Below are 22,840 nucleotides of genomic sequence, written 5' to 3'. Positions count from 1 at the left end.
GTGGGGCGGGTGGGACTCGAACCCACGGCCGACGGATTATGAGTCCTTTGGGGATCTTGGCGGCCCTTGTCGTTCAACGTCTATCCGTGACGTTTTTGCTGGTCAGAAGCCGTGCACCAGGTCGTCGCCCATCCCTCTTTGTCGGTCTGTTCCTGTCCCTGTGTCCCGACTACGTCCCGACACCGTCCCGTTTGGACGGGGTACGCAGGACTTTCGGGCGATCGCGCCGGCTCAGGATCGGGTCTCGAAGCCGTCCGCAGCGGATTCCCTTTCCAACCGGCGGCGACGAGAAGGTAACGGCGTTCTGTGGCAGCTACGCAACTGAAGAGAGGTACCGAAAATGGCGGCCCGCGGCTGGTCATGCGGTTCGTCCTCCCGCCTTCGGGCCCTCATCCTTTTCTGCCGGGTACGAGGGGACGGAACGTGGCGAGGGCAGCTTTCCAGTCGGGTGTGACGGGGTCTTCCGGAGGGAGGCCGCGGCCAAGGACCTCCGCAGCGTTCAGCACGGCGGAGGCGAGCTCTGGAGCCGTCGTCCGAGCGACGACGCCGTTCTTGCCGGCGACCGACAGACCGTTCTTGGTTCGTCGAACGACAAGGCCGAACGAGGTGTCGGCACCGGTGAAGGTGAGCACACGCGTGTGGCCCCGGAGAAAGTCGCCCAGGCTGTCCAGCAGCTGGACGACCGAAAGGTAGATCATCATGCCCTGATCGGGGACGTGTCCGGCCGAGTCGGCCGTGCCGAGGTCCCCGGTGCAGGTCATGTCGCCCAGATCGAATCCGTGGGCGTCACCCTGGCCAGGCCGTACGGTGAACTGCACAGTGATCACGGTGTGCAGCCCTTTCCCGAGGTCTGGATCCGGCGTGCCGGATCGTACGCGAAGGATCGCGCCCCCGGGAGCAGACCGTCACGCCACTGTGGCAGCTCGTCGAGACAGGCGCCCGCAATCCAGACGGAAGCCGTGCAGCTCGGGAGCCCAGCCAGCTTTGACGAACATCACGGCCGCCACCGGATCAGGGCAGGCATGGCAGCGTGGTCGGTGCCTTCCATTGTCACGATGACTTCCCGGCCCGTCGTCGTTCCCAGCCAGGTCACGAAGGCGCGAACGGGGGCGAAGGTCGCCTTGTCGACTACGTCGGAAGGATCGAAGGTGAACTCGATCTCTTCGACGTCGAAGAAGTAGCAGGTGAACCACACACCGTCGACGTCGATGGCCAGGCTCGCCGATTCCTCCGGATCCTGCTCGAGTCGGGACCATACGGCAGAGGCGTCCAAGGCACCGCTCTCCGTCGTGCCGGAGAGCGTCCAGGTAAGCACATGGTGCCCCGAGACCGCGCGCAGCCCGTCGAACATGCGCCACCAGTCGTCGATCGTGGTGTCGAGGACGCAGACGTCCCGCAGTGCTCCATCTGCGACGAAGTCCTCTGCCCGGTAGGCCGGTTCGGCCTCGTGCTGCCACGCCATCACAGGAATCCTTCGAAAGTGAGTTGGCCCCCACGCCAACTCCATCGGGCGCCCCAGCCTCCGGGAACCCTGAAGTCCCGGGTGATGCCGCCGTATTGGGCCGACGCCGAGGTGTTGACTTTCTCGACCACGTTCGGGTCGGTGAGTATGTCCTGGATCATCTCATTGGCGATCTCGGTCCGCTCACTATTGGTGACCTTGCCGAAATTGTACATATCGACATGAGCTTGACCCCGCTTGGCCAGATTGCCAGGGCTTGGGTCACCGTGTTTCTGCAAAGCCCTGCCGGCCGGTGACAGCTGGCCCTTCTTGATGGTGGCGGCCGACTGGTACAAGTCGTCGGTGCCATAGTTGCAAGGGGAAAGACCGAGTGGATCGATCCAGGTCAGCGGAGTGCGTACATAGCCGTGGTGATGGTCCGCCGGCTCCAGCCCCAGCGGGTCCGCGCTGATGTACCGGGCTGTCCGGGGGTCGTAGTAGCGGTGCAGGTTGTAGTGCAGCCCTGTCTCGTCGTCGGCGTACTGCCCTGGGAAGCGCAACCGGAGACAGGAGCACGCCCGCCACCGACCCTGAAGCGGCTGGGGCTCACCTGGGCCGTCTGCTAGAGGAACGCCCCCGCATTCTCCTGGTCCTGGACGACGTGTGGGAGGAACGTCAGCTCGCGCCTTTCCTCGTCGGAGGCTCCCGCTGCGTGCGACTGATCACTACCCGCAGCAACGATCTGCTGCCAGCCGGCGCTCCCCGGATCCGCGTCGACCAGATGACTCCCGCGCAGGCCGAACAGCTACTCACCCGCGAGCTGCCCCTCCTGCCGCGCCCGCTGATAGATGACCTGCTGAGCGTGACCGGACGGTGGGCACTGCTGCTCAGGCTCGCCAACCGGCTGATCGCCCGGCACGTCGATGCCGGAACCAACGCGCCTGCCGCGGCAGAAGACCTCCTCAGGGAGCTGAAGGATCGAGGGCCGTCAGCAGCCGACGGTCCGGTGGGCACCTGGAATCTGGACGACCGCGATCTACGCAACACCGCTGTCGAGGCGTCCCTGCGTGCATCCACCAGCCTCCTGCCCGCCGGAGCCGCAAAGCGCTTCACGGAACTGGGGATCTTCGCTGAGGATGAGCCCATCCCTCTCTCCCTGGCCGCCGTGCTCTGGCAGGCCACCGGCAGCATGACCATCGCCCAGGCCCGACTGCTGTGCCAAGACCTAGCCCGCCTCTCGCTCATCACCTTTGACCCGGACGCAGGGCGCGTCGGCCTGCACGACGTCATTCGCGACTACCTACGCTCCCGTACCCGCGCCGGCACCCTGCGCCGACTGCACGCCGCTCTCGTCGACGGCATCGCCGCCACACTCCCCGAGGCCGCCCCCCTGGCTGTGGGAGCCCCGGACCCGCGTAGTGCCTGGTGGCAGGCGCCCGAGGGCTACCTCCGCGACCACCTGATCAGCCATCTCCTCGCCGCAGGCCAACGGGAGCGCACCGAAGCTGTGGCTGGCGACATCCGTTGGGCAGAGATGCGTTTGAACCAGCGTGGCCCCAACGCCCCTTGGAACGACCTCACCCGCATCAACACCCCACACAGCCTCGCCCTCGCCCGCTCCCTCGCTCAGCACGCCCACCTCCTCACTCTCACCGACCCCGCACTCGCCGCCACTCACCAGCTCCACGCACGCCTGCAGGAACACCCCCACTGGCGCCCTCAGATCCGTGCTCGCCGCACCGACCCCACGCTGCTCCCCTGTCTGGTGCCTCGTTGGCCACTGCCTGACGCCACCGGTGCCCAACGCACCCTTTCCGCGGAGGAGGTACTGGGCATGACGTGGTTGGCGGACCGACGCCTCGCCATCCTCAGCCACGACGGGACAGTACGCGTTTGGGACCCTGCCGCCGATACCACCACTGCAGAGCCCGGCCACACTGCCGAAGTACAGGCGTTCGACTGGTCGGCGAATGGACACCTTGCCATCGTCGGCGGATACGGGAGCCGACGATCCACACACCTGGATGCGCGTGGGGGGGGAGACCCTTGGGATCTACCACGCTCGTGGTCGGGTCGGTCCCGATGCGCATGGTTCCCATCAGGTGGCCTGCGCCGTTGTAGGACAGGGTGGGCTGCTGGGGGTCGACGTCGGTGGCGCCTGCGTGGTCCTCCAGGTGCCGCCACATGCGTCGTGCCACGCTGTGGCCGTAGGCGAGGGCGCGTTTGGGCGGAACTCGGTGTCGCAGAGGAACTCGTACTGCATGCCGTCCGGGTTCGTCCGGGTGGCGGGTACGTCGAAGTAGGTCGCCGTATGGTGTGTGGGGTGTTGCCCGCCGCTTCCGCAGGAGGCAGCGGGTTGCCCTCGGCGTTCCACGTTCAGGACTCTCGCGGGCTGTCCAGCCTCTCGCGCCACGCTGGCTTTCCCTCGGTGATCCAGCTCCGAAGGATCGAATGCAGGCTCATATACGCGGCTCCTCAGCACGCAGCTGACCTCCACGAACCGGGGTGTGAAGACGTGTGCGAACGCGACCCACTCCGCGAGCCCAACCGGCTGGGAGAGCAGGTCCAGGTAGTCGGGGCCGTCTGCTCGCCGTGTCATCGTCGCCTCACCGGACGGTCACTCCTCAGCTCGCGTCTCCCAGACGGCTTGCAGGTCCCCACATCGGACGGTGATCGACGCATCGGTGAGCGCGATTTCGTGCACGCAACCGCCGTCCTCGTCCGGGAGGATCTCGTCGAGGAGCACGGTGTCGACCAGCATCCAGTCGATGGAATGCTCATAGTCGATCGAGAAGTGCGTCACGCCTGAATAGCTGATGCGCAGGCTGGAGTCGTGTTTCCACTTGTTGGGCGCGAACTCCAGGACCAGTCCTCCGCTCTTGTCGGTGGCGAGGCGGACCCCGGCCAGCTCCAGGTCCTTCACACAGCGGGTGGCGCCCCCGATGTCGTAGTGCCCGGGGTCGGAGGCGAAGGACCAGGCACCCGGGGGCAGGCCGTCGCGCAGGCGCGGCAGCTCGGCCAGGTAGGCGCCCGCATCCAGACGGAACCCGTGCAGCTCGGAATCCCAGTCCGCCTTGATGAATTTCATGGACAGCCTTCCTGTGAAAGGGGAGGGCGACGCCATTTGTCGCCGGAGATGTCTTCGGTTCCCTTGGGGCCGATACGCCCGAGCCTGCGCATCGTGTCGATGGCCCGGCCCTTGATGGCATTCTCCACGGCCGGCGGAACGTCGACCTCCTCGGCCTTGAGACTGTGTTTGTTGAACCAGCCGTCGCTGCGGAACGTCCCGACCTCACGGTTGGCTTTGTCGTAGACGTGGATCTCGAAGTCTGAGCCCTTCGAGCCCTCTCCCCAGATGTCCACCCGCCCGGTGTACCCCTGACCGAACTCGAGGGGGTTCCCCCGCGGCCCCTTCGGGCCCTTCCCGGCGAGGCCAAGGTGGTCGCTCCAGCTCAGCGGGTTCGGCACGTAGGCGTGGTGATCGGGTGCTGGGAGCAGCCCCAGCGGATCCGCGCTGATGTACCGCGCCGTCTCGGGGTCGTAGTACCGGTGGAGGTTGTAGTGCAGGCCCGTCTCGGGATCGGCGTACTGGCCCGGGAATCGCAGCGGGCAGTCGATCGGCGGTGTGTCTTCCTCCGGGTCTGGGAAACGGGTGCCCCACAGGCTGGTACGGCGCTGCCAGACCAGGTCTCCAGTTGCGGAGACCAGCTCCGTGGGGGTGCCGACGGAGTCGGTGACGACGGCATGGAACCGAGCGCCGTGCTCGGGATCCGATTCCTCCGCCAGCTGCGCCAGGAACGACGCGTTGGCGGCTGTCGCGGTCGGCTTGTGGGTCGTCTGGGCAACCGGGCGGGGGCTGTTCGGCGCGTGGTCCCAGGTGGTGACCCAGCCGTCCTGCGCGGTCTGCTCGGCCAGACAGAGGTCGTCCCAGACGAAGTCCGTACGGTCGGCCATGGAGCCGTCGTCGGCCACGCGGTGCTTGGAGACGCGTCGGCCGAGCGGGTCGTACGCGTAGCGCCATCGGCTGCTGTCCGGGGCGGTCACCTCCGTGAGGCGGTCCTCGGCGTTCCATGTGTAGGTCCAGGTATGGGTCTGGCCGTTCAGCAGCTTGCGGGTCCTGCGGACGAGGCGGCCTTCGGCGTCATGCTCGTAGGAAGTGCGCCCGGCCGAGCGCACGAGCGTGCCGTCGAACCGGCGCTCACCGGTTGCCTCTTGGGTGGGTGTCGTGGCGTGTATCAGGTTGCCCGCCGGGTCGTACGCATAGGTCTCGCTCCAGCCGTGGGCACGCATTCCGGTGGCGCGTCCCATGCCGTCCAGGTCGAAGCGGCGGGTGCCTGAAGTCAGCTCCCGGATCTCGGTGAGGTAGCCGTCCGCCCGGTGGGCGTACGTCCGGTGCTGGAGGAGGCGATCCGGGGCGGCGGCGGTCAGGGTTTGCGCGGTCAGTAGCCCCGTCGCGTTCCATGTCTGGGTCAGGGTGGCCACGGTACCGACGGTGCGCTGTGTCTCACGGCCCGCGGCGTCATGGGCGAAGTCCAGCGAGCCTGCGGACGACCGTAGGGTGAGTGGCTGTCCCGCAGGGTCGTAGGTCCACTCCGAGACCAGACCGGAAGGTGTCGTCCTTCGGACACGGCGCCCGACACCGTCGTGGACATGGGTGGTCGTCCGGCCGTTCACGGTCTCCGAAAGCACCCGGCCGAGCAGGTCACGCTCCAGCACTACCTCGGCGTCCGCGTTGGCCGCACGGCACAGCCCGCCGTCGGGGCCGTAGGCGAACGTCGTGACATCACCCGCGTCCGAGTGCTGCTCCACGACCCGTCCGAGCGGGTCCCTCGCGAAGCGCAGAGTCTCCCCGGCGCCGTTGGTGCGGGCGGACAGCCGCCCATCGGCGCGGTGCGTGTACGTGAGGATACGGCCGTTGAAGTCCGTCTCCGCGGTCAGCCGGCCCGCTTCGTCGTAGGTGTACGACCAGGTCAGGCCCTGCGGGTTGGTGACGGCCGTCAGACGCAGCTCGGTGTCGTAGACGAACTCGTACCGCGCTCCGTCCGGGTCCGTGCGGGTGGCCGGCACACCGAAATAGCCCACCGTGTGGTGGGTAGTGTTCCCGGCGGGGTCTGTGTGAGTGAGCAGGTTGCCCTGGGCGTCCCAGGTCCACGACTCGCGCGTGCCCTCGGGCTGCTCGCGCCAGGAGGGCTTGCCCTCCGTCGTCCAGCCCAGGCGGGTGGTGTGGCCCAGCGGATCGGTCACCTCGACCACCCGGCCGAAGGCGTCGCGGCGGACCGTCGTCGTGTGGCCGAGTTCGTCCGTCAGGGCTATGGGCAGGCCCGCCGGGTCGTGCGCCACCACGCGGGTGTGGCCGAGCCCGTTCGTGATGGCTGTCGGACGGCCGGCCTCGTCGTGCGCGTACTGTGTCTCGGCGCCGATCGGGTCGACGGTCGTCAGCAGGTTGCCCCGCTCGTCGTACGTGTGCCGCCAGATGGCGCCGCCCGGCTCGACCACCTCCGTCGGCAGGCCGTGCTCGTTGTAGGCGGCCCGGGCCACCGAGCCATCGGGCAGGGTGAGTTCGGTGACGTTGCCCGCGTCGTCATAGGTGTACCGGGTCGTGTGGCCCAGGGCGTCGGTGACCGTCAGTGGCTTGTCACCGTACTCGTCCCACTCCGTACGGGTGATATGCCCCAGCGCATCCGTCTCCTCCACCACCAAGCCCTCGGCGTTGTACCGGTGGGCCGAGACATGGCCCCGCGAGTCGGTGTACGTCGTCGTGCGGGCCGTGTCGTCGTACGTCAGCGTGCCCGAGAGGAATCCGTCAACACCCTCCGTGCGCACCACCCGGCCGCGCTCGTCGTAGACGTAACCGAACCACGTGCCGTTACGGTCGGTCCAGCGGGTGACGCGGCCATCGGCGTCGTATGTGAAGCGCAGGGGCTCGCCGCTGGAGTTGATGACCTCCGTCAGGTTGCCAGACGAGTCGTAGCTGTAGCGCATGACGACCGTGCCCTGGTCGGGTGCGGTGCCGGGGCGGTAGCGGGAGGGTGGCTCGTCCAGCAGGCGCAGGGCCGTGATGCGCGGGCCCTGGGTGTCGACGGCGACGTAGTAGCCGCCCGAGTGGCGGATGCCCACCGGGATGCCTTCGTCGTCGCGTTCGACGTCGATGCGCATGCCGTTGCGGTCGCTCCAGGACTCCAGCGGCAAGTGGAAGACGCCGAAGGTCGAGGACGGGATCGGGGCGGCGAAGGTGCGGGTCACGCCCGTTGCCGGGTCCGTGACCGTCATCGCGCTGTCCGGCTTGCCGTCCCACTGCAGGGGCCAGCGGGCGCCCTTCACCGGCATGGTCGGCACGCCCGGTTCGGGCACCGGGTACACCAGGCGCATGCCGTCCGCCGCCGCGAAGACGACGCCCTCCCCGTCGATCTGGAGGCACTCGTCCAGGGTGGATATCCAGGTCGGGCCGAAACAGACCCCACCCCGGTACGAGGACAGGTGGGTGCGCGTGAACTCCAGCGGCAGACTGCCCGGCAGCGTCAGGTCCGTCTGCGTCATGAGCATCGCGCCGGTCGCCACGTCGATCGGCTCGCCCACACACGGGGTGCGCTCGCCGTTGCGGGCTGCAGGGCCCAGCTCGACCAGGTCGGGGCGGAGCGACGGCGGGCGCAGCAGCAGCGGGGTGGTGTCGCTGAGCCCACCTTCCATGCTCGCCTTCAGCAAGCCGCCGCCCGCTCCGAGCGCGCCGCCGAAGATCATGCCGTCCTTGGCGGCCTGGTTGACCTCGTCCAGGCTGAAGCCGTGCTGCAGGCCGGTCGCCATCTTCAGCGGCTGGGCCACGGCAAGGTCGACGGCGACGGACTCGACGCCACCGAAGGCGGCGGCGACGAGGGTGCCCGCGGCGATCTCGGCCACGGTCGTGGTGACGGCGACGCCCATCGTGGCGCCGAACTCGATGACCGCGTCAGCCGCCGCGACGGCGGCCCCGGAGGCGAGGCCCGCGGTGAAGAAGGCGAGCGTCACGCCGCCCGCGATCACGGCGGCGTCGATGCCGATCTGCGTCCAGAGCTTGTTGATGGCGTCGTCGATGGCGTCGGCGAACTTGTCGAGCGCCTTGGCCATTTCGCGCGCCGAGTCCGCCAGGTCCTTCAGCCAGCCGCCGTCCTGGTCCTTGGCATAGCGGCCCCAGAACTTGCTGAACGCCTCGATCGATTCACCTGTGTTGTGGTGGATGATCGACGATGCGCTGCGGTGCACTGGAGAGCGGACGTCGTCGACAGCCCCTGCGAAGGTACGCCAGGCCTTCGCCGCGTCCCGCAGCTTGCCGGAGTCGGCCTCCGGCCACCACATGCCCAGCTTGAGAAGGATGTGCCGGGCTTTGTCCTCAACGCTCACCGGCACCGTCGCTCTGCTTGTCAGTCTTCACTTTGGTGAACATGCCGGCGATCAGCTGGTCGTTGTCCACGTGCCCGTCCGATAGGTCCACCATGGCCTCGTGAATGCTCGTCAGGCCGAGCACCAGGACGCCCGCCGCGCTCTCGATCTTCTTCTGCTGCGGCTTGTAGGCATTGCCGAACTTGTCGCCCTGCTCGTCGTGGCCCCAGGGCTCGCCCAGACCATCCAGGGTCTGGATGAGGGTGGTCAGCGCCTTGCTCAGATCGATGGCCCCTTGGTGGAAGGCAGGTGCCGCCGCCTTGATGTCCGCGGTCTTGATGTCCAGGACCTTGCCGGGGACCTTGCCGTCACCCATCGATGAACCCCCGTTCGCAGGTGCGGTCTCCGACTCTATGGCGGTGGGTTCAAGGAGAGATCTTGTCTGGGTAATGCAAAGGCAATGCTACTGGGTCCGTCGACGGCTTCCGACGTCATCCGGCACTGCTGCGACGCCCCCCGTGACCTGCTGTACCAAAGTGTCAACTATCTCTCCGGTGCCGTCCCTCCGGTCGCTGGAACTACTTGGCATCCACGCAGTTTATGAAGGCCTGGTGCCAACTGGTAATCCTGGTCACAATGCCGCATGCCGGGCGGTCGCGTAGTTGGGCGCAACGCGTGACCTGGGCCGGGCGCTTGAGTTTCCGCAGCTTGGCGCGCGGAGGTCGTCGGGTGCGGAGACGATCAGGGCTCTCAGCTGGTTGATCGCGGCGGTGGAGGCGAGAACCGCGCCGTGGCGGGTAGCGAGCAGGACACGGAGAGCCTCCCGTTCACCGCGGAGCCGGGGCTGGATCAGGCGCTCGGTGACCGAAGCCAGGACCCTCATCGACGTGGGCAATGGCAGCAGTTTCCCGTCCGCAGCCCACCTCGCTGCCTATGCCGGGCTCGCTACGGCGACCCGCAGTTCCGGTTCCCCGATCCGGGGCGAACACCCCCTCGACGAGGAAAAAAGCAGCTCAAGCGGGCTTTCTTCCTCTCGGCGTTCGCCGCCCTGTCGGACCCCACGTCCAGGACCTGCTACGACAAGAAGATTGCCCAGGGCAAGCACCACGCTCAAGACCCTCCTCTGCCTCGCGAGACGACGAGCCGACGTGCTCTTCACGATGCTCCGGAACGGGACCTTCTACGAGCCTCAGCCTGTCCGGGCCGTCGTCTGGCAGACCTAGACCATGGTCAGGAGGTGATGAGTGGGGCTGTAGTCGATCTTCCAGTCGGCATAGACCCCACAGAATCCGCCCCTGTTGCACCGCAGGCCTACGGTCACCCAGCGGACCGACCCGTCGTCGCCGAGCGAGGACGCGATCGCGGCCTCGACTCCTGACCCCCGCACGGGCAGCTCGACGCACCAGGCTCGTCGCCCTTCCGGGACTCCTCGTTCCAGGACTCCTCGCTATCCGCGATGAACGCACGGCTGCAGACAGAACACTCCCGTTCCCCCGGACGCGTTGACTGGCACGAAGAACACTCGGCCGCTACACCCCTCACAAGTGGCAGGAGCATGGGGGCACCCCCGCCCCAGTCCTGTCCCACCTACACTCACAGTTTCAGAGCAGCCACGGTCTGTGAGCTACCCCCTTGTATACGGGGGATTCCTCGGGCCATTTTCAGTACGGGCCGTTTTCCCCCGTCCCCGACGGCCGCAGCCCCCAGCGATCAAGCCGACTCGCTCTCCTGCCAAGCCACCCGTCGACCCCGCCCGTCAGGGCCGGAGGACGGTGCAAGTGCGTCCACAGACAGCTCTTCCCGTTCCCTGCGTCCCATCAGCGTCCCAACTTGTGCGTCCAGGCCCCGTACTGGTCGACGATTACCGCTTCCCTCGACCATGAACCCACGCATCCGCCCAGGTCAACGCATCGTGAAACTCCGCAGTCCCAACCGCCGTCGAAGTCAGGAGCAGCGGATTCAGTCCGTTGACCCAAAGCCCTGAACTCACGCCCCTGATGAGACGTTTCCGCAGGTCAAAGAGCTGCACAGTGGGGCGGGTGGGACTCGAACCCGCGGCCGACGGATTATGAGTCCGCCGGTGCGCCGCTCGTCTCGCCAGGGCTCGACTCGGCCACGAACGCCGCCGGACCGACGCTGCCGGCCTTGACCTCGACGGCGGTCACCACGCCTGGGTCGACCAGGTTGACCTCGAGACCTTTCGGCAGCGGGGCGGGGGTGTCGTTCTAGTGGACGACCTGAACCTGGACGCCGTCGGAGGGGCCGACCCACATCGGCTCGGAGGCCCCGCGGACCTTGGCGTCGGGACGCTCCAGCGGGTCGACGTCCATCTCCAGGTCACGCCATGCGCTCCACTCTCCGGCCTCCGCAGACTCAACGGTCTGTATGCATGCCCCGTACGACGGCTCACGCCCCATCACCCTCACAGACGGCCGGGAAGGCCCTAGAAGAACGTCACTTGGGGCACACCTGCGCACAGGCTGCCCACCTCCCCAGCGCACACAGGCCCGTGATCATCACGGGCCTGGAGGGAGAAGTGATCCAAGTCACTCCGGATCGGTTCGGTAAGATGATCTTGATCGCACAAGGCCACAATTGCTCCCAGAACGGGTGTAATTGGATATCGGCGTGCGGTGGGCCGCCGAGAGTGAAGGGACGCAGGTGGGACTGCTTCTTGCCGATCGCTACCACTTGGACGAGGTGCTGGGGCGCGGCGCCATGGGCGAGGTCTGGCGGGCCACGGACCGCACCCTCGGTCGTGCGGTGGCGGTGAAACTCCTGCGCACCGAGGAGGCGGCGGACGTCGAGCGCTTCCGTCTGGAGGCCCGGACGGCGGGCCGCCTCAACCACCCCCATGTGGTGGGCGTGTACGACTTCGGCTCCCACGACGGCCGGCTCTACCTGGTCATGGAGCTGATCGACGGCTGGACACTGGCGCAGGAGCGCTCCCTGCGCGGCACGCTGCCCACGCGCGAGGCGGCGCTCGTCGCGGCGCAGATGGCGGCGGGCCTGTCCACTGCGCACGGCCAGGGCGTGGTCCACCGGGACATCAAGCCGGCCAACGTGATGCTGACCACCGACCGCACCGCGAAGATCACGGACTTCGGCATCGCCCGCTTCGCCGACGACGCCGCCGGCACCCTCACCGCCACCGGGAAGATCGTCGGCACCGCCGACTACCTGGCACCCGAGCGGGCCCTTGGGCGCCCCGCCCAGCCGTCCTCGGACGTCTACTCGCTCGGCTGCGTGCTCTACGAACTGCTCACCGGCCGACCGCCGTTCCGCGGCGCGACCAGTCTGTCGGTGGTGCAGCAGCACGTCGACGCAGCCCCCGTGCCGCCCACCCTCCTGCGCACCGGAATACCCGGCCCGCTCGCTGACTACGTCCTCGGCCTACTGGCCAAGGACCCGGCACACCGCCCCACCGCGGAACAGGCGGCCACCTGGCTGGCGGGGAACCGGTACGAGGAGCAGCCGCCGGCCACGCCCCCCTCGCCCCCTCGCCGCACCACCGACAGACGGGCCGCACCATCCCGAACGCAGACACGCGCCGGCCGGGCCACGAAAGCGGCACTGGGCGGTGCGGGAGTCCTGCTGTTCGCGGCCGCGGCAGTGGTCGGCGCCACCCTGAACTCCCCCGACGACACCCCCTCCTCGCCCTCGGCCACGAGCCCCACGCCGTCCGGCTCCAGGTGACTACGGCGACACCGGCATGGACGCCGAAGCGGTTCGGCCGTCCGGTTCCAGGGACGGCACGGGAGGCGGCGCGCCGGTGCGGCGGACCTGCGTCACGCCGTGCCGAACCACGCCTCCGCGAGCGCAGGCAGCGTTGACTCTGCGGGCACACGCACTTCCCGCATGTACCAGGGGAGGTTGCTGTACACGTGCAGCAACGTGTACGCGAGCAGTTCCGACGGCTCGAAGGTGTGGCCGTACGCGCCGGCCAGACGAGCCAGCAATTCCGGATCACCACGGGTGACGAACAGGCCGACGCCCACGAAATCGTACGCGCGGTCACCGATCATGGCCGGTTCGAAGTCGAAGAGCCCGGTCAGGCGCCACCCGTCGGGATCGACCAGGAAGTGCTGCTGCATGACCTCGGTATGCAGCAGGGAAGGGTGCGGGGCGCGCGGCAGCGGGACCGAGCCGAGGAAGTCCGGGATCTGCTCCAGCCAGGCGTCCGGCAGTCCGCGGGCGCGCTGCTGTTCCACGGCACCGGCGCCCTGGCGGTCCATGAAGGCGCCCCAGTCCCCGGGGCCGAGGACGTCCCCGAGGGGATCGGGGTCGAGCGAGTGCAGCACCGCCAGGGTCTCGCCGACCTCGGTGACGAGCCGTTCACGCTCGCTCCGCGGCACGAGGTCCCAGGCACGGGCCAGGTTCTCGCCGGGGAGCCGGGACATCAGGACGTACTGCCAGCCGTTCTCGTACGGGCCGAAATCGCGCACCTGCGGTGTCGGTACCGGAAGCCGTCCCTGGACATGGGTGAGGACGCGGCCCTCGGCGACACCGTCCTGGGCGACGGCGCCGGGGAACAGTTTGAGAACGTGGTCGTCACCCACCGCGTAGACCGGCTGCGACCCGTCCTGGAAACGAGTCAGCGGTGCGCGGGCGAGACCAAGTCGTGCACAGAGGTCCTCCACTCCGGGGCGCATCACCGTCTCGTCGGGGACGACCGCGTCCCATTCCACGTCCGTTTCCACCGATGGCAGCATGATCGGAACCGTAGGTCACCGGGTGCAGGGAGACAACGGAGTTCCACGGCCCTGACGGATGGAACGTGAGGGATGTTCATTTTCCGCCCGGGGCTTCACCATGTGGCCACTGCGAAGCTGACGAGCCGCCAGGAGGCCCCGTGGAACGCCTGCATGCCCGTGCACGAGTCCTGATGTGCGCCATCGCTCTGCTGTTCGGCTCGGCGGCACCCGCCTCGGCGGCCGTTCGGGGGCAGGAGGCGGACAGCGGGGTCACACCGGTCATCCTCGTGCACGGCTACAACGCGGACCCCGGCGTCTGGGGATCCTTCCGAGCCGATCTGCTCGCCTCCGGATACGGCGAAGGGGACGTGTTCGCCTGGGGGTACGACACCAGTCAGTCCGTCAACGAGACCCTCGCCGGCCGGTTCGCCGCGTACGTCGAGCAGGTCCGGGCCCGGACCGGTGCCCGGAAGGTCGACATCGTGGCCCACTCCTTCGGCAGCCTCGTCACCCGTTGGTACGTCAAGTACGGAGGCGGCACCGCGACCGTGGACCACTGGGTGTCGCTGGGCGGACCTAACCACGGAACCGGTATCGCCTGGGCCTGCGCGCTGTGGTCCCAGGCGTGCCGGGACATGACGCCCGGGTCGTACGTGCAGACCCAGCTGGCCCAGGGCGACGAGACACCCGGCGACGTGCGCTACGGCACGTGGTGGTCGAACTGCGACGAGATCGTCGACCCGGACGACAGCGTGCTGCTGAACGGGGCCGAGAACCACCCGGCGGGCTGCCTGGCCCACAACGACCTGCTCACCGACGACAAGGTCTCCCAGCAGGTCCGGGCCTTCCTGGGCAGCCGGCACCGCTCCTCGTCCTGGTCCGTACTCGCGGGCCACGAGGTGCCGTACATCGGTTGGTTCCTCGACCGCGGGACGCCCGGGCGCGGGGTACGGGCGGATCTGCGCGCCGCGATCGCCCGGACCTACGCCCGGAGCGGGGTGCTGCGCAGCGCCTTGGGGCCGTACCGGGCGCTGCGGTCGAGCGCCCGGCAGATTCGGGCGGCCGCCGGCTCGGCCCGGGTGACGGTCCCTGCGACGGCGATCGGCGCCCACCTGGTGGGCCGCGCCCTCGATCGCCAACTCCGGCCTCTCGCCGACGACTTGGAAGCCCTCGTCCTGGAGGACTGCGGCCACATCATCCCCTGGACCGCTTCGAAGCCCTGCTGGACGTCCTCCGCCCCTTCCTCGCCGGTACGCAATGACGGCCCGAAGCGAGTTGATCTCTGTTCGGCGGCGGTACCTGCGGATGACGAGGTGACCGACGAACATGCGGTGCTGCGCTCCGGCAAGGGTGTCGGCCCGTATCTCGAGTTCCTCCGCACCGGCGTGAAGACCGTGCCGGACCGTGTCCATCTGGACCTGCTGCGGTACCCCCGTGACGATCAAGAGGCGGAGGTGACCCGGCTGCGGGCCCTCGGCGCCACCGACCTCGACCTCGGCCAGGGCGACGTCCCGTGGAAGTGCCTGGCCGACCCGGAGGGCCACGAGTTCTGCATCCTCGCCCGGTCCTGACGCGGAGCCTTGACGACACCCCGACACGTGAGCCCTGTCTGCTCATGCGCCATGGCCCCGGGTGGGTTGCGCTGCGGCATCTCGGCCGATTCGGGCGGCGAGAGCTTGCGCGCAGGGGGGCGAGATCAGCTCGTTCGCCAACCGCAACGCTCAACTCGCCGCCTGAAGTGATCAGTCGAAGTCCGGTGAGGCCCGGGCTCCTACGACGACCTGCTCCACCCGGGCGACACCTTCGCCGAACTGCCGGCGCTCTCGTGCGACCGCTGAGCGGTCAGGGTCGGTCAGCGGTGGCCGGCGGGCAGAGTACGGGCAGGTCGGCGGGCCTGACCCGGACCGTCACCGGCAGGGTGGCCTCCACCTCGCCGTCGGCTCCGTAGGGGACGGGGCGGGAGGCCTCGATGCGGAGTTCCTTGCCCCGCAGGACCCGCACCTCGGGGCGGTGGACGTGGGCGCCCGTCTTCAGCTCGTTCATCATGGCGAAGAACAGCCGGCGCGGCGCCTCGCGGATCATGACGACGTCGAGCAGTCCGTCGTCGACCCGCGCGCCGGGGGCGATGAGCCGGCCGGAGCCGTAGTAGGGGGAGTTGGCGGCCACGACGGTGTAGCCGCGGTGGGCGTGTTCCTCGCCGTCGACGGTGACCCGGTAGTCGGCGGGCCGCCAGGTGGCCACCGCCCGCAGGCCGCCCGCGTAGTAGGAGGCGGCCCCGCGCAGCAGCCGGGCGTGGTTCGCGTGCAGGTTGGCCAGTGCGTCGACGCCGGCGTAGACGCTGCCGAGGACCACGGTGCGGTGGTGCACGGCCGACTCCACCTCGATGGTGTCGACGTGCCGGGGCTCGGCGTGGAGCAGGATGTCGGCGAGTTCGGCGGGGTCGGCGGGGAGGTCCAGGGCCCGGGCGAAGTCGTTGCCGCGGCCGGCGGGTACGAGGCCCAGGACGGCGCCGGTGCCACTGAGCGCTCCGCCGATGCCGCCGGCCATACCGTCCCCGCCGACCGCCAGGACCACCCGGCCGCGCTCCCCGGCCTGCCGGGCGATGTCCTGGGCGTGGGCGAGGCTGTGGCTGTACTCCGTCTCCAGCTCGGCGCCGGCTTCGCGGAGCAGGCGTGCCAGATGGAGCAGCGACGCCGCCCCGGTCGAGTCGCCCGCGGTCGGGTTGACGACGGCGGTGAACTGTCGCATCGGGTGTGCCTCCGGGCGGTGACGGAAGGAGCGGGGACGGGCGGGTGGGTCAGTCGGTGGGCAGCAGGACGCCGGGGTTGAGGAGGCCCTCGGGGTCCAGGCGGCGCTTGACGGCGCGCAGGGCCTCGATGCCCAGCTCTCCGGCCTCCCTGACATACCAGTCTCGGTGGTCGGTGCCCACCCCGTGGTGGTGGGTGATGGTTCCGCCGGCGGCGAGGACGGCGTCGTTGGCGGCGTGCTTGGCGTGCGTCCAGTGTGCGACGGGCTCCTCGCCCTGGGCGCTGACGACGGTGAAGTACAGCGAGGCGCCGTTCTCGTACACGTGCGAGATGTGGCACATCACCAGGGGCGGGGTGCCGGCCTGGGTGAGGGTGTCGGTGAGGGCGGTGCGGACCGCGGCGTACAGATCGGGGACGCGGGACCAGAAGGCGGCGGTCTCCAGTGTCTCGGCGAAGGCTCCCGCGTCGAGCAGGGCGTCGCGCAGGTAGGGCGCGGAGTAGCGGCCGTGGGCCCAGCGTTCGCCCTGCTCGGCGCCGAGCAGGGTGCCGCCGGCGGCCCGCAGGACGGCCGCCGCCTGATCGCGGCGCTGAGCCGTGTCCTCGGCCGTGCCCTCGTAGCCGGTGATGGCCGTGCATCCGGCGCCGCTCTGCGCCAGGCCGGCGCCGATGGCGTCGGGCTGCGCGAGGCCGATGAGCGTCTCGGTCTCGTCGGACAGGCGCAGCACGGTCGGCCGGGGTCCGTCCTGGGCGAGCCGGCGCAGGGCCGCTGCTCCCTCCTCGAAGGAGGCGAACCGCCAGCCCTCGTAGAGGCGCACCTCGGGCAGCGGGCGGATCCGTGCGAGGACGGAGGTGATGACGCCGAAGGCGCCCTCGGAGCCGAGGATCAGCTGGCGCAGGTCGGGTCCTGCGGCGGAGCGGGGGGCGCGGCCCGCCTCGACGGTCCCCTCGGGAGTGGCGAGGGTGAGGCCGAGCACCATCTCGTCGAAGCGGCCGTATCCGGCGGAGGCCTGTCCGCTGGAGCGGGCGGCGGCGAAGCCTCCGATGGTGGCCCACTCGAAGGACTGCGGGAAGTGGCCCAGGGTGAAGCCCTGTTCGGCGAGCAGGGCTTCGGCCTCGGGGGCGCGCAGGCCGGGCTGGAGCACGGCGGTGCGGGAGACCGGGTCCAGGTCGAGCAGGCCGTTCATGCGGCGCAGGTCCAGGGCGACGAAGGCGCGCCGCTCGGGGGCGAGTCCACCGACGACGGAGGTGCCGCCGCCGAAGGGGACGACGGCCAGACCGTGCCCGGCGCAGGCCCGCAGGACGGCGAGGACCTCGTCGTGGGAGGCGGGCAGGACCACGGCCTGCGGCACCTCGGAGAGGTCGCCGGCGCGCAGGCGCAGCAGGTCGGGGGTGGACTTGCCGCGGGTGTGCCGGATGCGGCTCTCGGTGTCCGTGCGGACATGGTCCGCGCCGCCGACGGCCTCGGCGAGCGCCTCCAGAGCCGCAGGGCCGGCCGTGGTGTCCGGCAGGTCGATGTCCTGCAGGGCGAGCGCGGGCGTGGTGCGCGGTTTGACGCCGAGCAGGTCGCGCAGCAGTCCGGTCACCGTGTCGGGCAGCGGTGCCGCCTTGGCCGGGTCGCCCCAGCCGTTCCACAGCATGTCCATCGAAGGGTCGTCCTCACAGGTCGGTGTGCTCGGTTCGCGCGGCGGCGTCTCCGCCCGGCCCCCGGGGCGTTACACTGTGACACATGACGCCTATTCGTCACAACGGTTCGGACAATGATCACGTGCTCGACGCGGTGCGCGACTGCGTACTGGCCGTCGGGGTCCGCCGCACCACCCTCGCCGACGTGGCCCGCCGCGCCGGTGTCTCCCGGATGACGCTGTACCGGCGCTGGCCCGACCTGCGCACACTGGTGGGCGATCTGATGACCCGTGAGTGGATCGACGTGGCCACGCGCGCCATACCGGAGGCCGCGCCCGGCACGGACACGCGCACCCGGATGGTGACAGGGCTGGTGGCAGGGGTGGAGGCCTTCCGCGCCCACCCCCTCTTCCGCAAGATCGTCGACGTCGACCCCGAACTGCTGCTCCCCTACGTGCTCGACCGGCGCGGGGCGAGCCAGGAGGCGCTGCTGGCACTGCTGGCCGGCGCGCTGCGCGAGGGCCACGCGGACGGATCGGTGCGCACCGCCCACACCGAACGGCAGGCCCGGGCCCTGCTGCTGATCGTGCAGTCCTTCACCCTGTCCCTGCGCACGATGACCGACGAGGACGACCAGGAGCTCGACTCCCCGGCCTTCCTGGACGAATTGCGCACCCTTCTGGAGAGGACCCTGACGCCATGAGCCACATCGAGGCCGTACGAGGCTCGTCCCTCAGCGCCGGGCGGCGCACCCGGGAACTGGCCGAGGCGACGGACGGCAGGGTGGCCGACGTCCTGGTCGTCGGGCTCGGCGCCACGGGAGCCGGGGCCGCCCTGGACGCGGCCGCCCGCGGACTGGACGTCGTCGCGGTCGACGCCCACGACCTGGCCTTCGGCACCTCCCGCTGGAGCTCCAAGCTCATCCACGGCGGACTGCGCTATCTGGCCTCCGCGCAGTTCGACGTCGCCCACGAGAGCGCGGTCGAACGCGGGGTGCTGATGACCCGCACCGCCCCGCACCTGGTGGCCGCCCAGCCGTTCGTGCTGCCGCTGACCCCGCTGGTGTCGCGGGCCCAGGCCTCGCTGGCCTGGGCCGGGTTCCGGGCCGGTGACATGCTGCGCCTGGCCGCGCGGACCCCGCGGCAGGTCCTGCCCGCCCCGCGCCGGCTGTCGGGGACCGAAGCCAGGCATCTGGCGCCGTCGGTGCGCGCGGCCGGGCTGCGCGGTGGACTGCTGTCCTGGGACGGCCGGGTCACCGACGACGCCCGGCTGGTGACCGCCCTGGGGAGGACGGCCGCCGCGCACGGCGCACGGGTGCTGACCCGGGTCAGGGTGCTGGAGACGACCGGGACCGGCGCGCGCGTCCGCGACGAACTCACCGGCGAGGAGGGCGAGATCCGCGCCCGCGCCGTGATCAACGCCACCGGAGTGTGGGCGGGCGACCTCGTCGACGGCATACGGATCCGGCCCTCGCGCGGCACCCACCTGGTGCTGCGCTCGGAGCGGCTCGGCAGTCTGCCGGCCGGCCTGCACATCCCGATCCCCGGCGAGACCAACCGGTTCGTCCTGGTCCTGCCGCAGGGGGACGGCCGGGTCTACGTCGGTCTCACCGACGAGCCGGTCGACGGCGCCGTCCCGGACGTGCCTCAGGTGCCCGAGACCGACATCGGCTTCCTGCTGGACGTGCTCGGGACCGTACTGGACACGCCGGTGCGGCGGGACGAGGTCGTCGGCGCCTTCGCCGGGCTGCGCCCGCTGCTGGACACCACCGGGCACGACGACCCGGGTGACGCCCCGGCCCGCACCTCCGACATCTCACGCCGGCACGCGGTGCTCACCTCGCCCGACGGCGTGACCACCGTCGTCGGCGGCAAGCTCACCACCTACCGCCGGATGGCGCAGGACGCCGTGGACGCCGCGATCGAGGTCCGTGGCCTGCCCTCGCGCCCCTCCCCCACCGCCACGCTGCCGCTGGTCGGTGCCACCGCACCCGAACAGCTGCGCGCCCTGCCGGCCCCGCTGCGTCTGGTCCGCCGCTACGGCACCGAGGCCCCGGCCGTCCACGCCCTGGCGGAGCGTGACCCGGCCCTGGCCGAGCCGGTCCTGCCGGGACATCCGGTGACCCGGGCCGAACTCGTGTGGGCCGCCCGGCACGAGGGCGCCCTCGACGCGGCGGACCTCCTGGACCGGCGCACCCGCATCGGCCTCGTCCCCGAGGACCGCGCCCAGGCGCTCGCGATCGCCGGGGATGCGTTGGCGTGGGCGACGGCGGAGCGTCACTGACTCCGCGGGGATGTCACAGGCGAGGTTGCTGTCTCGTCCTACGAGGTGCAGGCAATCCTCGATCAAGGAGTGGACGATGCACCTCGCGCTGTGGATCAGTGCCGGACTGCTGACCGCGGTAGCCCTGGCCGGCGGCATCAGCAAGACCTTCGTGCCAAGGGAGAAGCTGGCAGCGGCCCACGGTGGCGGATGGACCGGTGACACCGGCGCCGGCTTCGTCAAGACCCTCGGCGTCCTCGAACTCCTGGCCGGGGCGGGCCTGAGCCTGCCCGCCGCGCTCGGTGTCGCACCGACTCTGGTCCCGGTGACCGCCGTCTGCTGGCTCTTGCTGATGGCAGGTGCGATGATCACCCACGCCCGCCGCGGCGAATCCGCGTTCGTGGCGCTGAACTTGATCTATCTCGTGCTTGCGGCATTCATCGCGTGGGGCTGGTGATGGAGGGGCTGGGCGCGGACCTGCTGCCGCCCCAGGGGGATTTCGGTGGAGCCGACATGAGCCGGACCGAGGAGTTCCAGGAGCTGCGGCCGCTGCTGTTCTCCATCGCCTACCGGATCCTCGGCAGCGTCAGCGAGGCCGAGGACGCCGTACAGGACACCTGGCTGCGCTTCGAGGCCTCCCCGACACAGCCCAGGTCGGCCAAGGCCTTCCTCTCGGCTACGGTGACCCGGATCTCGATCGACGTACTGCGCTCGGCCCGCGTCCGGCGCGAGGAGTACGTCGGACACTGGATCCCCGAGCCGCTGCTCAGCGACCCCTACGAGGATCCGGCGCGGTCGGCGGAGCTGGCCGACTCGGTGTCGATGGCGGCCCTGCTGCTGCTCGAGCGGCTCAGCCCGCTCGAGCGGGCGGTCTTCGTCCTGCGGGAGGTGTTCGCCTTCGGCTTCCCCGAGGTCGCGTCGGCCGTGGGGCGCTCGGAGGCGGCGTGCCGCCAGCTCGCGGTGCGGGCGCGCCGCCATATGGCCGCCGAACGGCCCCGTTTCGAAGCGGACCGCACCGAGCGGGAGGAACTGGCCTCCCGGTTCTTCGACGCCCTCCGCGAAGGCGACGTCGCCGGTCTGCAGGAACTCCTCGCGGCCGACGTGTCGATGGTCGGCGACGGCGGCGGCAAGGCCCCGCAGCTGGCCAGGGCCGTCATCGGCGCCGACAACGTGGCCCGGCTGCTTGCCGCCGCCTTCCCCTCGCTGGCCCGGATCGACGTGACGTTCGAACCGCACGAGGTCAACGGCCAGCCGGGCGCGATCGTCCGTGACCGGGACGGAAAGGTGCTCCACACCCTGTCGCTCGATGTGCTCGACGGGCAGATCCGGACGATCCGCCTGGTGATCAACCCCGACAAGCTCAGGCATCTGGGCCCTGTGGCGGACGCCTGGGCGATCGACCGCGAAGCCCGACAGGCCCGCCGGCACCTGCCATGACCGCACCAGCCGACCGCACCTCGTGGAAGTCTCCGGCGTGCGGGTCGACGGTGCCTGCGGCACGCTACGGGGAGGGACAGAGCGTGGCCGAGGACGGCAGGCCGCTCCGGCCGTCCGGGCGAGGCAAGGGAGACGACGGGCGCGGACACGGGCCGAAGTCGCGGCCGGGCGGGAACCAGGGGGTGCCACGGCTGGAACGGGTGACCGTGCGGCAGCCACTGCACTCGCTCGGGAACGGATCTCCCTCCGGGTTCGGCGGTGTGGAACACGGGACCTGGCGACACGCGGCTGCCCGTCCGGGCTCCACGCTCGGGAAACGGGACATTCAGGAGTGATGCGCCATGATCCTCGACCTCGACCCCGCGTCCGCGTCGCCTGCTCCGCAGGTGAGGCCATGGCCCGTCGACGACCTGCCGGCGCTGGACCCGGATCCGTTCCTCGACCGGGTCCTCCGCGAGGAACCCGTCACCCGGATCAGCCTGCCCTACGGTTCCGGGCACGCAAGGCTGGTCACCCGCTACGAGAACGTCCGCTTCGTCACGTCCGATCCGCGCTTCTCCCGTGAGGAGGTCGCCGGAATCTCGGTGACCGGCATGGCGCCGCAGGCGGTGGCGTCACAGTCGGCGGGCCTGCAGTACATCGACCCGCCCCGGCACACCCGGCTGCGCAGGGTCGTGGCCCGGGCGTTCACCGCCCGGAGCATGGCGAGGCTGCGCCCGCCGGCGGAACACACCGCCCACCGGATGTTCGACGGCCTGGAGCAGGCCGGCCCTCCGGGCGATCTGATGGAGCATCTGCGCACTCCGTTCCCGATCGCGGTCGTCTGCTTCTTCCTCGGCGCGGACGAGGACGACTGGCACCAGAGGGCCGGCAACTCCGAAACGCTCCTGTCCAAGGCGCCGGACGGGAGCGAGCGCCATCGGACGGCACGCGAGACGACCCGCGGCCGCGTCGTCGACCTCCTGCAGCGCCGCCGCGCCGAACCCCGGGACGACCTCGCGGGCGTGCTGGCGCGCGCCACCGCGGCGGGGGAGATCACCGGCGACGAGGCGATCTCGCCCGACGTGCTGGACTTCGGCCGGGACGGCGCCGGGCACCTCGCCTTCGGACACGGCCCCCACTTCTGCCTGGCGGCCCTGATGGCCCGTATGGAGGCCGAAGTCATGATCCAGGCCGTCCTGGACCGCTTCCCCGGTGTCCGGCTCCCGGTACCCGCCGCCGAGGTCGAGTTCCAGCGCGAGGGGCTCATCCGGGGGCCGCGGACACTGCCGGTCACCTGGTAG

General features: G+C 70.1%; 16 protein-coding genes and 5 pseudogenes. 10 read left to right on the top strand and 11 right to left on the bottom strand.

The features are described from left to right. Positions 1-389 precede the first annotated feature (389 nt). The 3 genes and pseudogenes from ABZ471_RS13030 to ABZ471_RS13020 all read right to left on the bottom strand — a co-directional run. On the bottom strand, positions 390-827 hold the full coding sequence (locus ABZ471_RS13030) for a hypothetical protein (protein WP_359065567.1): 438 nt from the start codon (positions 825-827) through the stop codon (positions 390-392). Between the two features lie 167 nt (positions 828-994). Beyond that, the gene (locus tag ABZ471_RS13025) at positions 995-1,462 is read right to left on the bottom strand and encodes a hypothetical protein (RefSeq protein ID WP_359065565.1); all 468 of its coding nucleotides are present in this window, start codon (positions 1,460-1,462) and stop codon (positions 995-997) included. 350 nt (positions 1,463-1,812) lie between these two features. Then, positions 1,813-2,001: pseudogene (locus tag ABZ471_RS13020) on the bottom strand (RHS repeat-associated core domain-containing protein); the annotation flags it as partial. Here ABZ471_RS13020 and ABZ471_RS13015 point away from each other — a divergent pair. Next, positions 1,923-2,174: pseudogene (locus ABZ471_RS13015) on the top strand (NB-ARC domain-containing protein); the annotation flags it as partial. The pseudogenes ABZ471_RS13020 and ABZ471_RS13015 overlap by 79 nt on opposite strands. Before the next feature lie 1,135 nt (positions 2,175-3,309). Here ABZ471_RS13015 and ABZ471_RS13010 read toward each other — a convergent pair. The 4 genes from ABZ471_RS13010 to ABZ471_RS12995 all read right to left on the bottom strand — a co-directional run bounded on the left by ABZ471_RS13010 (position 3,310) and on the right by ABZ471_RS12995 (position 9,170). After that, positions 3,310-3,687 (bottom strand): GMC oxidoreductase, encoded by a 378-nt coding sequence (locus ABZ471_RS13010; RefSeq protein WP_359065577.1) that lies wholly within the window; start codon positions 3,685-3,687, stop codon positions 3,310-3,312. Positions 3,688-4,058: 371 nt separating this feature from the next. Then, positions 4,059-4,529, bottom strand: coding sequence for a hypothetical protein (locus ABZ471_RS13005; RefSeq protein WP_359065563.1), 471 nt, complete (start codon positions 4,527-4,529; stop codon positions 4,059-4,061). Beyond that, a complete protein-coding gene (locus ABZ471_RS13000) occupies positions 4,526-8,815 on the bottom strand; it encodes a DUF6531 domain-containing protein (RefSeq protein ID WP_359065561.1) in 4,290 nt (1,429 codons plus the stop codon). The genes ABZ471_RS13005 and ABZ471_RS13000 overlap by 4 nt, the downstream gene beginning before the upstream one ends. After that, positions 8,805-9,170, bottom strand: coding sequence for a hypothetical protein (locus ABZ471_RS12995; RefSeq protein ID WP_359065559.1), 366 nt, complete (start codon positions 9,168-9,170; stop codon positions 8,805-8,807). Before ABZ471_RS12995 ends, ABZ471_RS13000 begins: the two co-directional genes overlap by 11 nt. 502 nt (positions 9,171-9,672) lie before the next feature. Between ABZ471_RS12995 and ABZ471_RS12990 the strand changes: the two are divergent. Next, positions 9,673-10,017: pseudogene (locus ABZ471_RS12990) on the top strand (transposase); the annotation flags it as partial. Here ABZ471_RS12990 and ABZ471_RS12985 read toward each other — a convergent pair. Then, positions 10,014-10,181 carry a hypothetical protein gene (locus tag ABZ471_RS12985; RefSeq protein ID WP_359065557.1) on the bottom strand — a complete coding sequence of 56 codons (168 nt, stop codon included), beginning with the start codon at positions 10,179-10,181 and terminating at the stop codon, positions 10,014-10,016. The pseudogene ABZ471_RS12990 and the gene ABZ471_RS12985 overlap by 4 nt on opposite strands. 1,274 nt (positions 10,182-11,455) lie before the next feature. Here ABZ471_RS12985 and ABZ471_RS12980 point away from each other — a divergent pair. After that, on the top strand, positions 11,456-12,490 hold the full coding sequence (locus ABZ471_RS12980; protein WP_359065555.1) for a serine/threonine-protein kinase: 1,035 nt from the start codon (positions 11,456-11,458) through the stop codon (positions 12,488-12,490). Between the two features lie 92 nt (positions 12,491-12,582). Here the strand turns inward: ABZ471_RS12980 and ABZ471_RS12975 are convergent, their stop codons facing one another. Then, positions 12,583-13,506, bottom strand: a complete 924-nt coding sequence (locus tag ABZ471_RS12975; protein WP_359065552.1) for an aminoglycoside 3'-phosphotransferase/choline kinase family protein — start codon at positions 13,504-13,506, stop codon at positions 12,583-12,585. A gap of 173 nt (positions 13,507-13,679) precedes the next feature. On the opposite strand from ABZ471_RS12975, the pseudogene ABZ471_RS12970 reads away from it, so the two are divergent. Further along, positions 13,680-14,057: pseudogene (locus ABZ471_RS12970) on the top strand (triacylglycerol lipase); the annotation flags it as partial. Between the two features lie 741 nt (positions 14,058-14,798). Beyond that, a pseudogene (locus ABZ471_RS12965) lies at positions 14,799-15,059 on the top strand (VOC family protein); the annotation flags it as partial. Positions 15,060-15,330: 271 nt separating this feature from the next. On the opposite strand, the gene ABZ471_RS12960 reads toward ABZ471_RS12965, so the two are convergent. Next, positions 15,331-16,236: a YegS/Rv2252/BmrU family lipid kinase gene (locus ABZ471_RS12960; protein WP_359065550.1), complete on the bottom strand. Its 906-nt coding sequence runs from the start codon at positions 16,234-16,236 to the stop codon at positions 15,331-15,333. Between the two features lie 49 nt (positions 16,237-16,285). Then, positions 16,286-17,878, bottom strand: a complete 1,593-nt coding sequence (locus ABZ471_RS12955) for an FAD-binding oxidoreductase (protein ID WP_359065548.1) — start codon at positions 17,876-17,878, stop codon at positions 16,286-16,288. An 83-nt stretch (positions 17,879-17,961) separates the two neighbouring features. Between ABZ471_RS12955 and ABZ471_RS12950 the strand changes: the two genes are divergently transcribed. The 5 genes from ABZ471_RS12950 (at position 17,962) to ABZ471_RS12930 (ending at position 22,840) form a co-directional block, all read left to right on the top strand. Continuing rightward, entirely contained in the window at positions 17,962-18,561 is a 600-nt protein-coding gene (locus ABZ471_RS12950) for a TetR/AcrR family transcriptional regulator (protein WP_359065546.1), read from the top strand. After that, on the top strand, positions 18,558-20,141 hold the full coding sequence (locus tag ABZ471_RS12945) for a glycerol-3-phosphate dehydrogenase/oxidase (RefSeq protein WP_359065544.1): 1,584 nt from the start codon (positions 18,558-18,560) through the stop codon (positions 20,139-20,141). The genes ABZ471_RS12950 and ABZ471_RS12945 overlap by 4 nt, the downstream gene beginning before the upstream one ends. A gap of 76 nt (positions 20,142-20,217) precedes the next feature. Continuing rightward, complete coding sequence (locus ABZ471_RS12940) at positions 20,218-20,577, top strand: DoxX family protein (RefSeq protein WP_359065542.1); 360 nt, start codon at positions 20,218-20,220, stop codon at positions 20,575-20,577. Between the two features lie 56 nt (positions 20,578-20,633). Beyond that, a complete protein-coding gene (locus ABZ471_RS12935) occupies positions 20,634-21,557 on the top strand; it encodes an RNA polymerase sigma-70 factor (protein ID WP_359065540.1) in 924 nt (307 codons plus the stop codon). A gap of 341 nt (positions 21,558-21,898) precedes the next feature. Beyond that, the gene (locus ABZ471_RS12930; RefSeq protein ID WP_359065538.1) at positions 21,899-22,840 is read left to right on the top strand and encodes a cytochrome P450; all 942 of its coding nucleotides are present in this window, start codon (positions 21,899-21,901) and stop codon (positions 22,838-22,840) included.

The organism is Streptomyces sp. NPDC005728 (assembly GCF_040630895.1).
Classification (GTDB): domain Bacteria; phylum Actinomycetota; class Actinomycetes; order Streptomycetales; family Streptomycetaceae; genus Streptomyces.
Note: the sequence above shows the minus strand (reverse complement) of the source record. Positions and strands in the feature narration are given on the sequence as shown.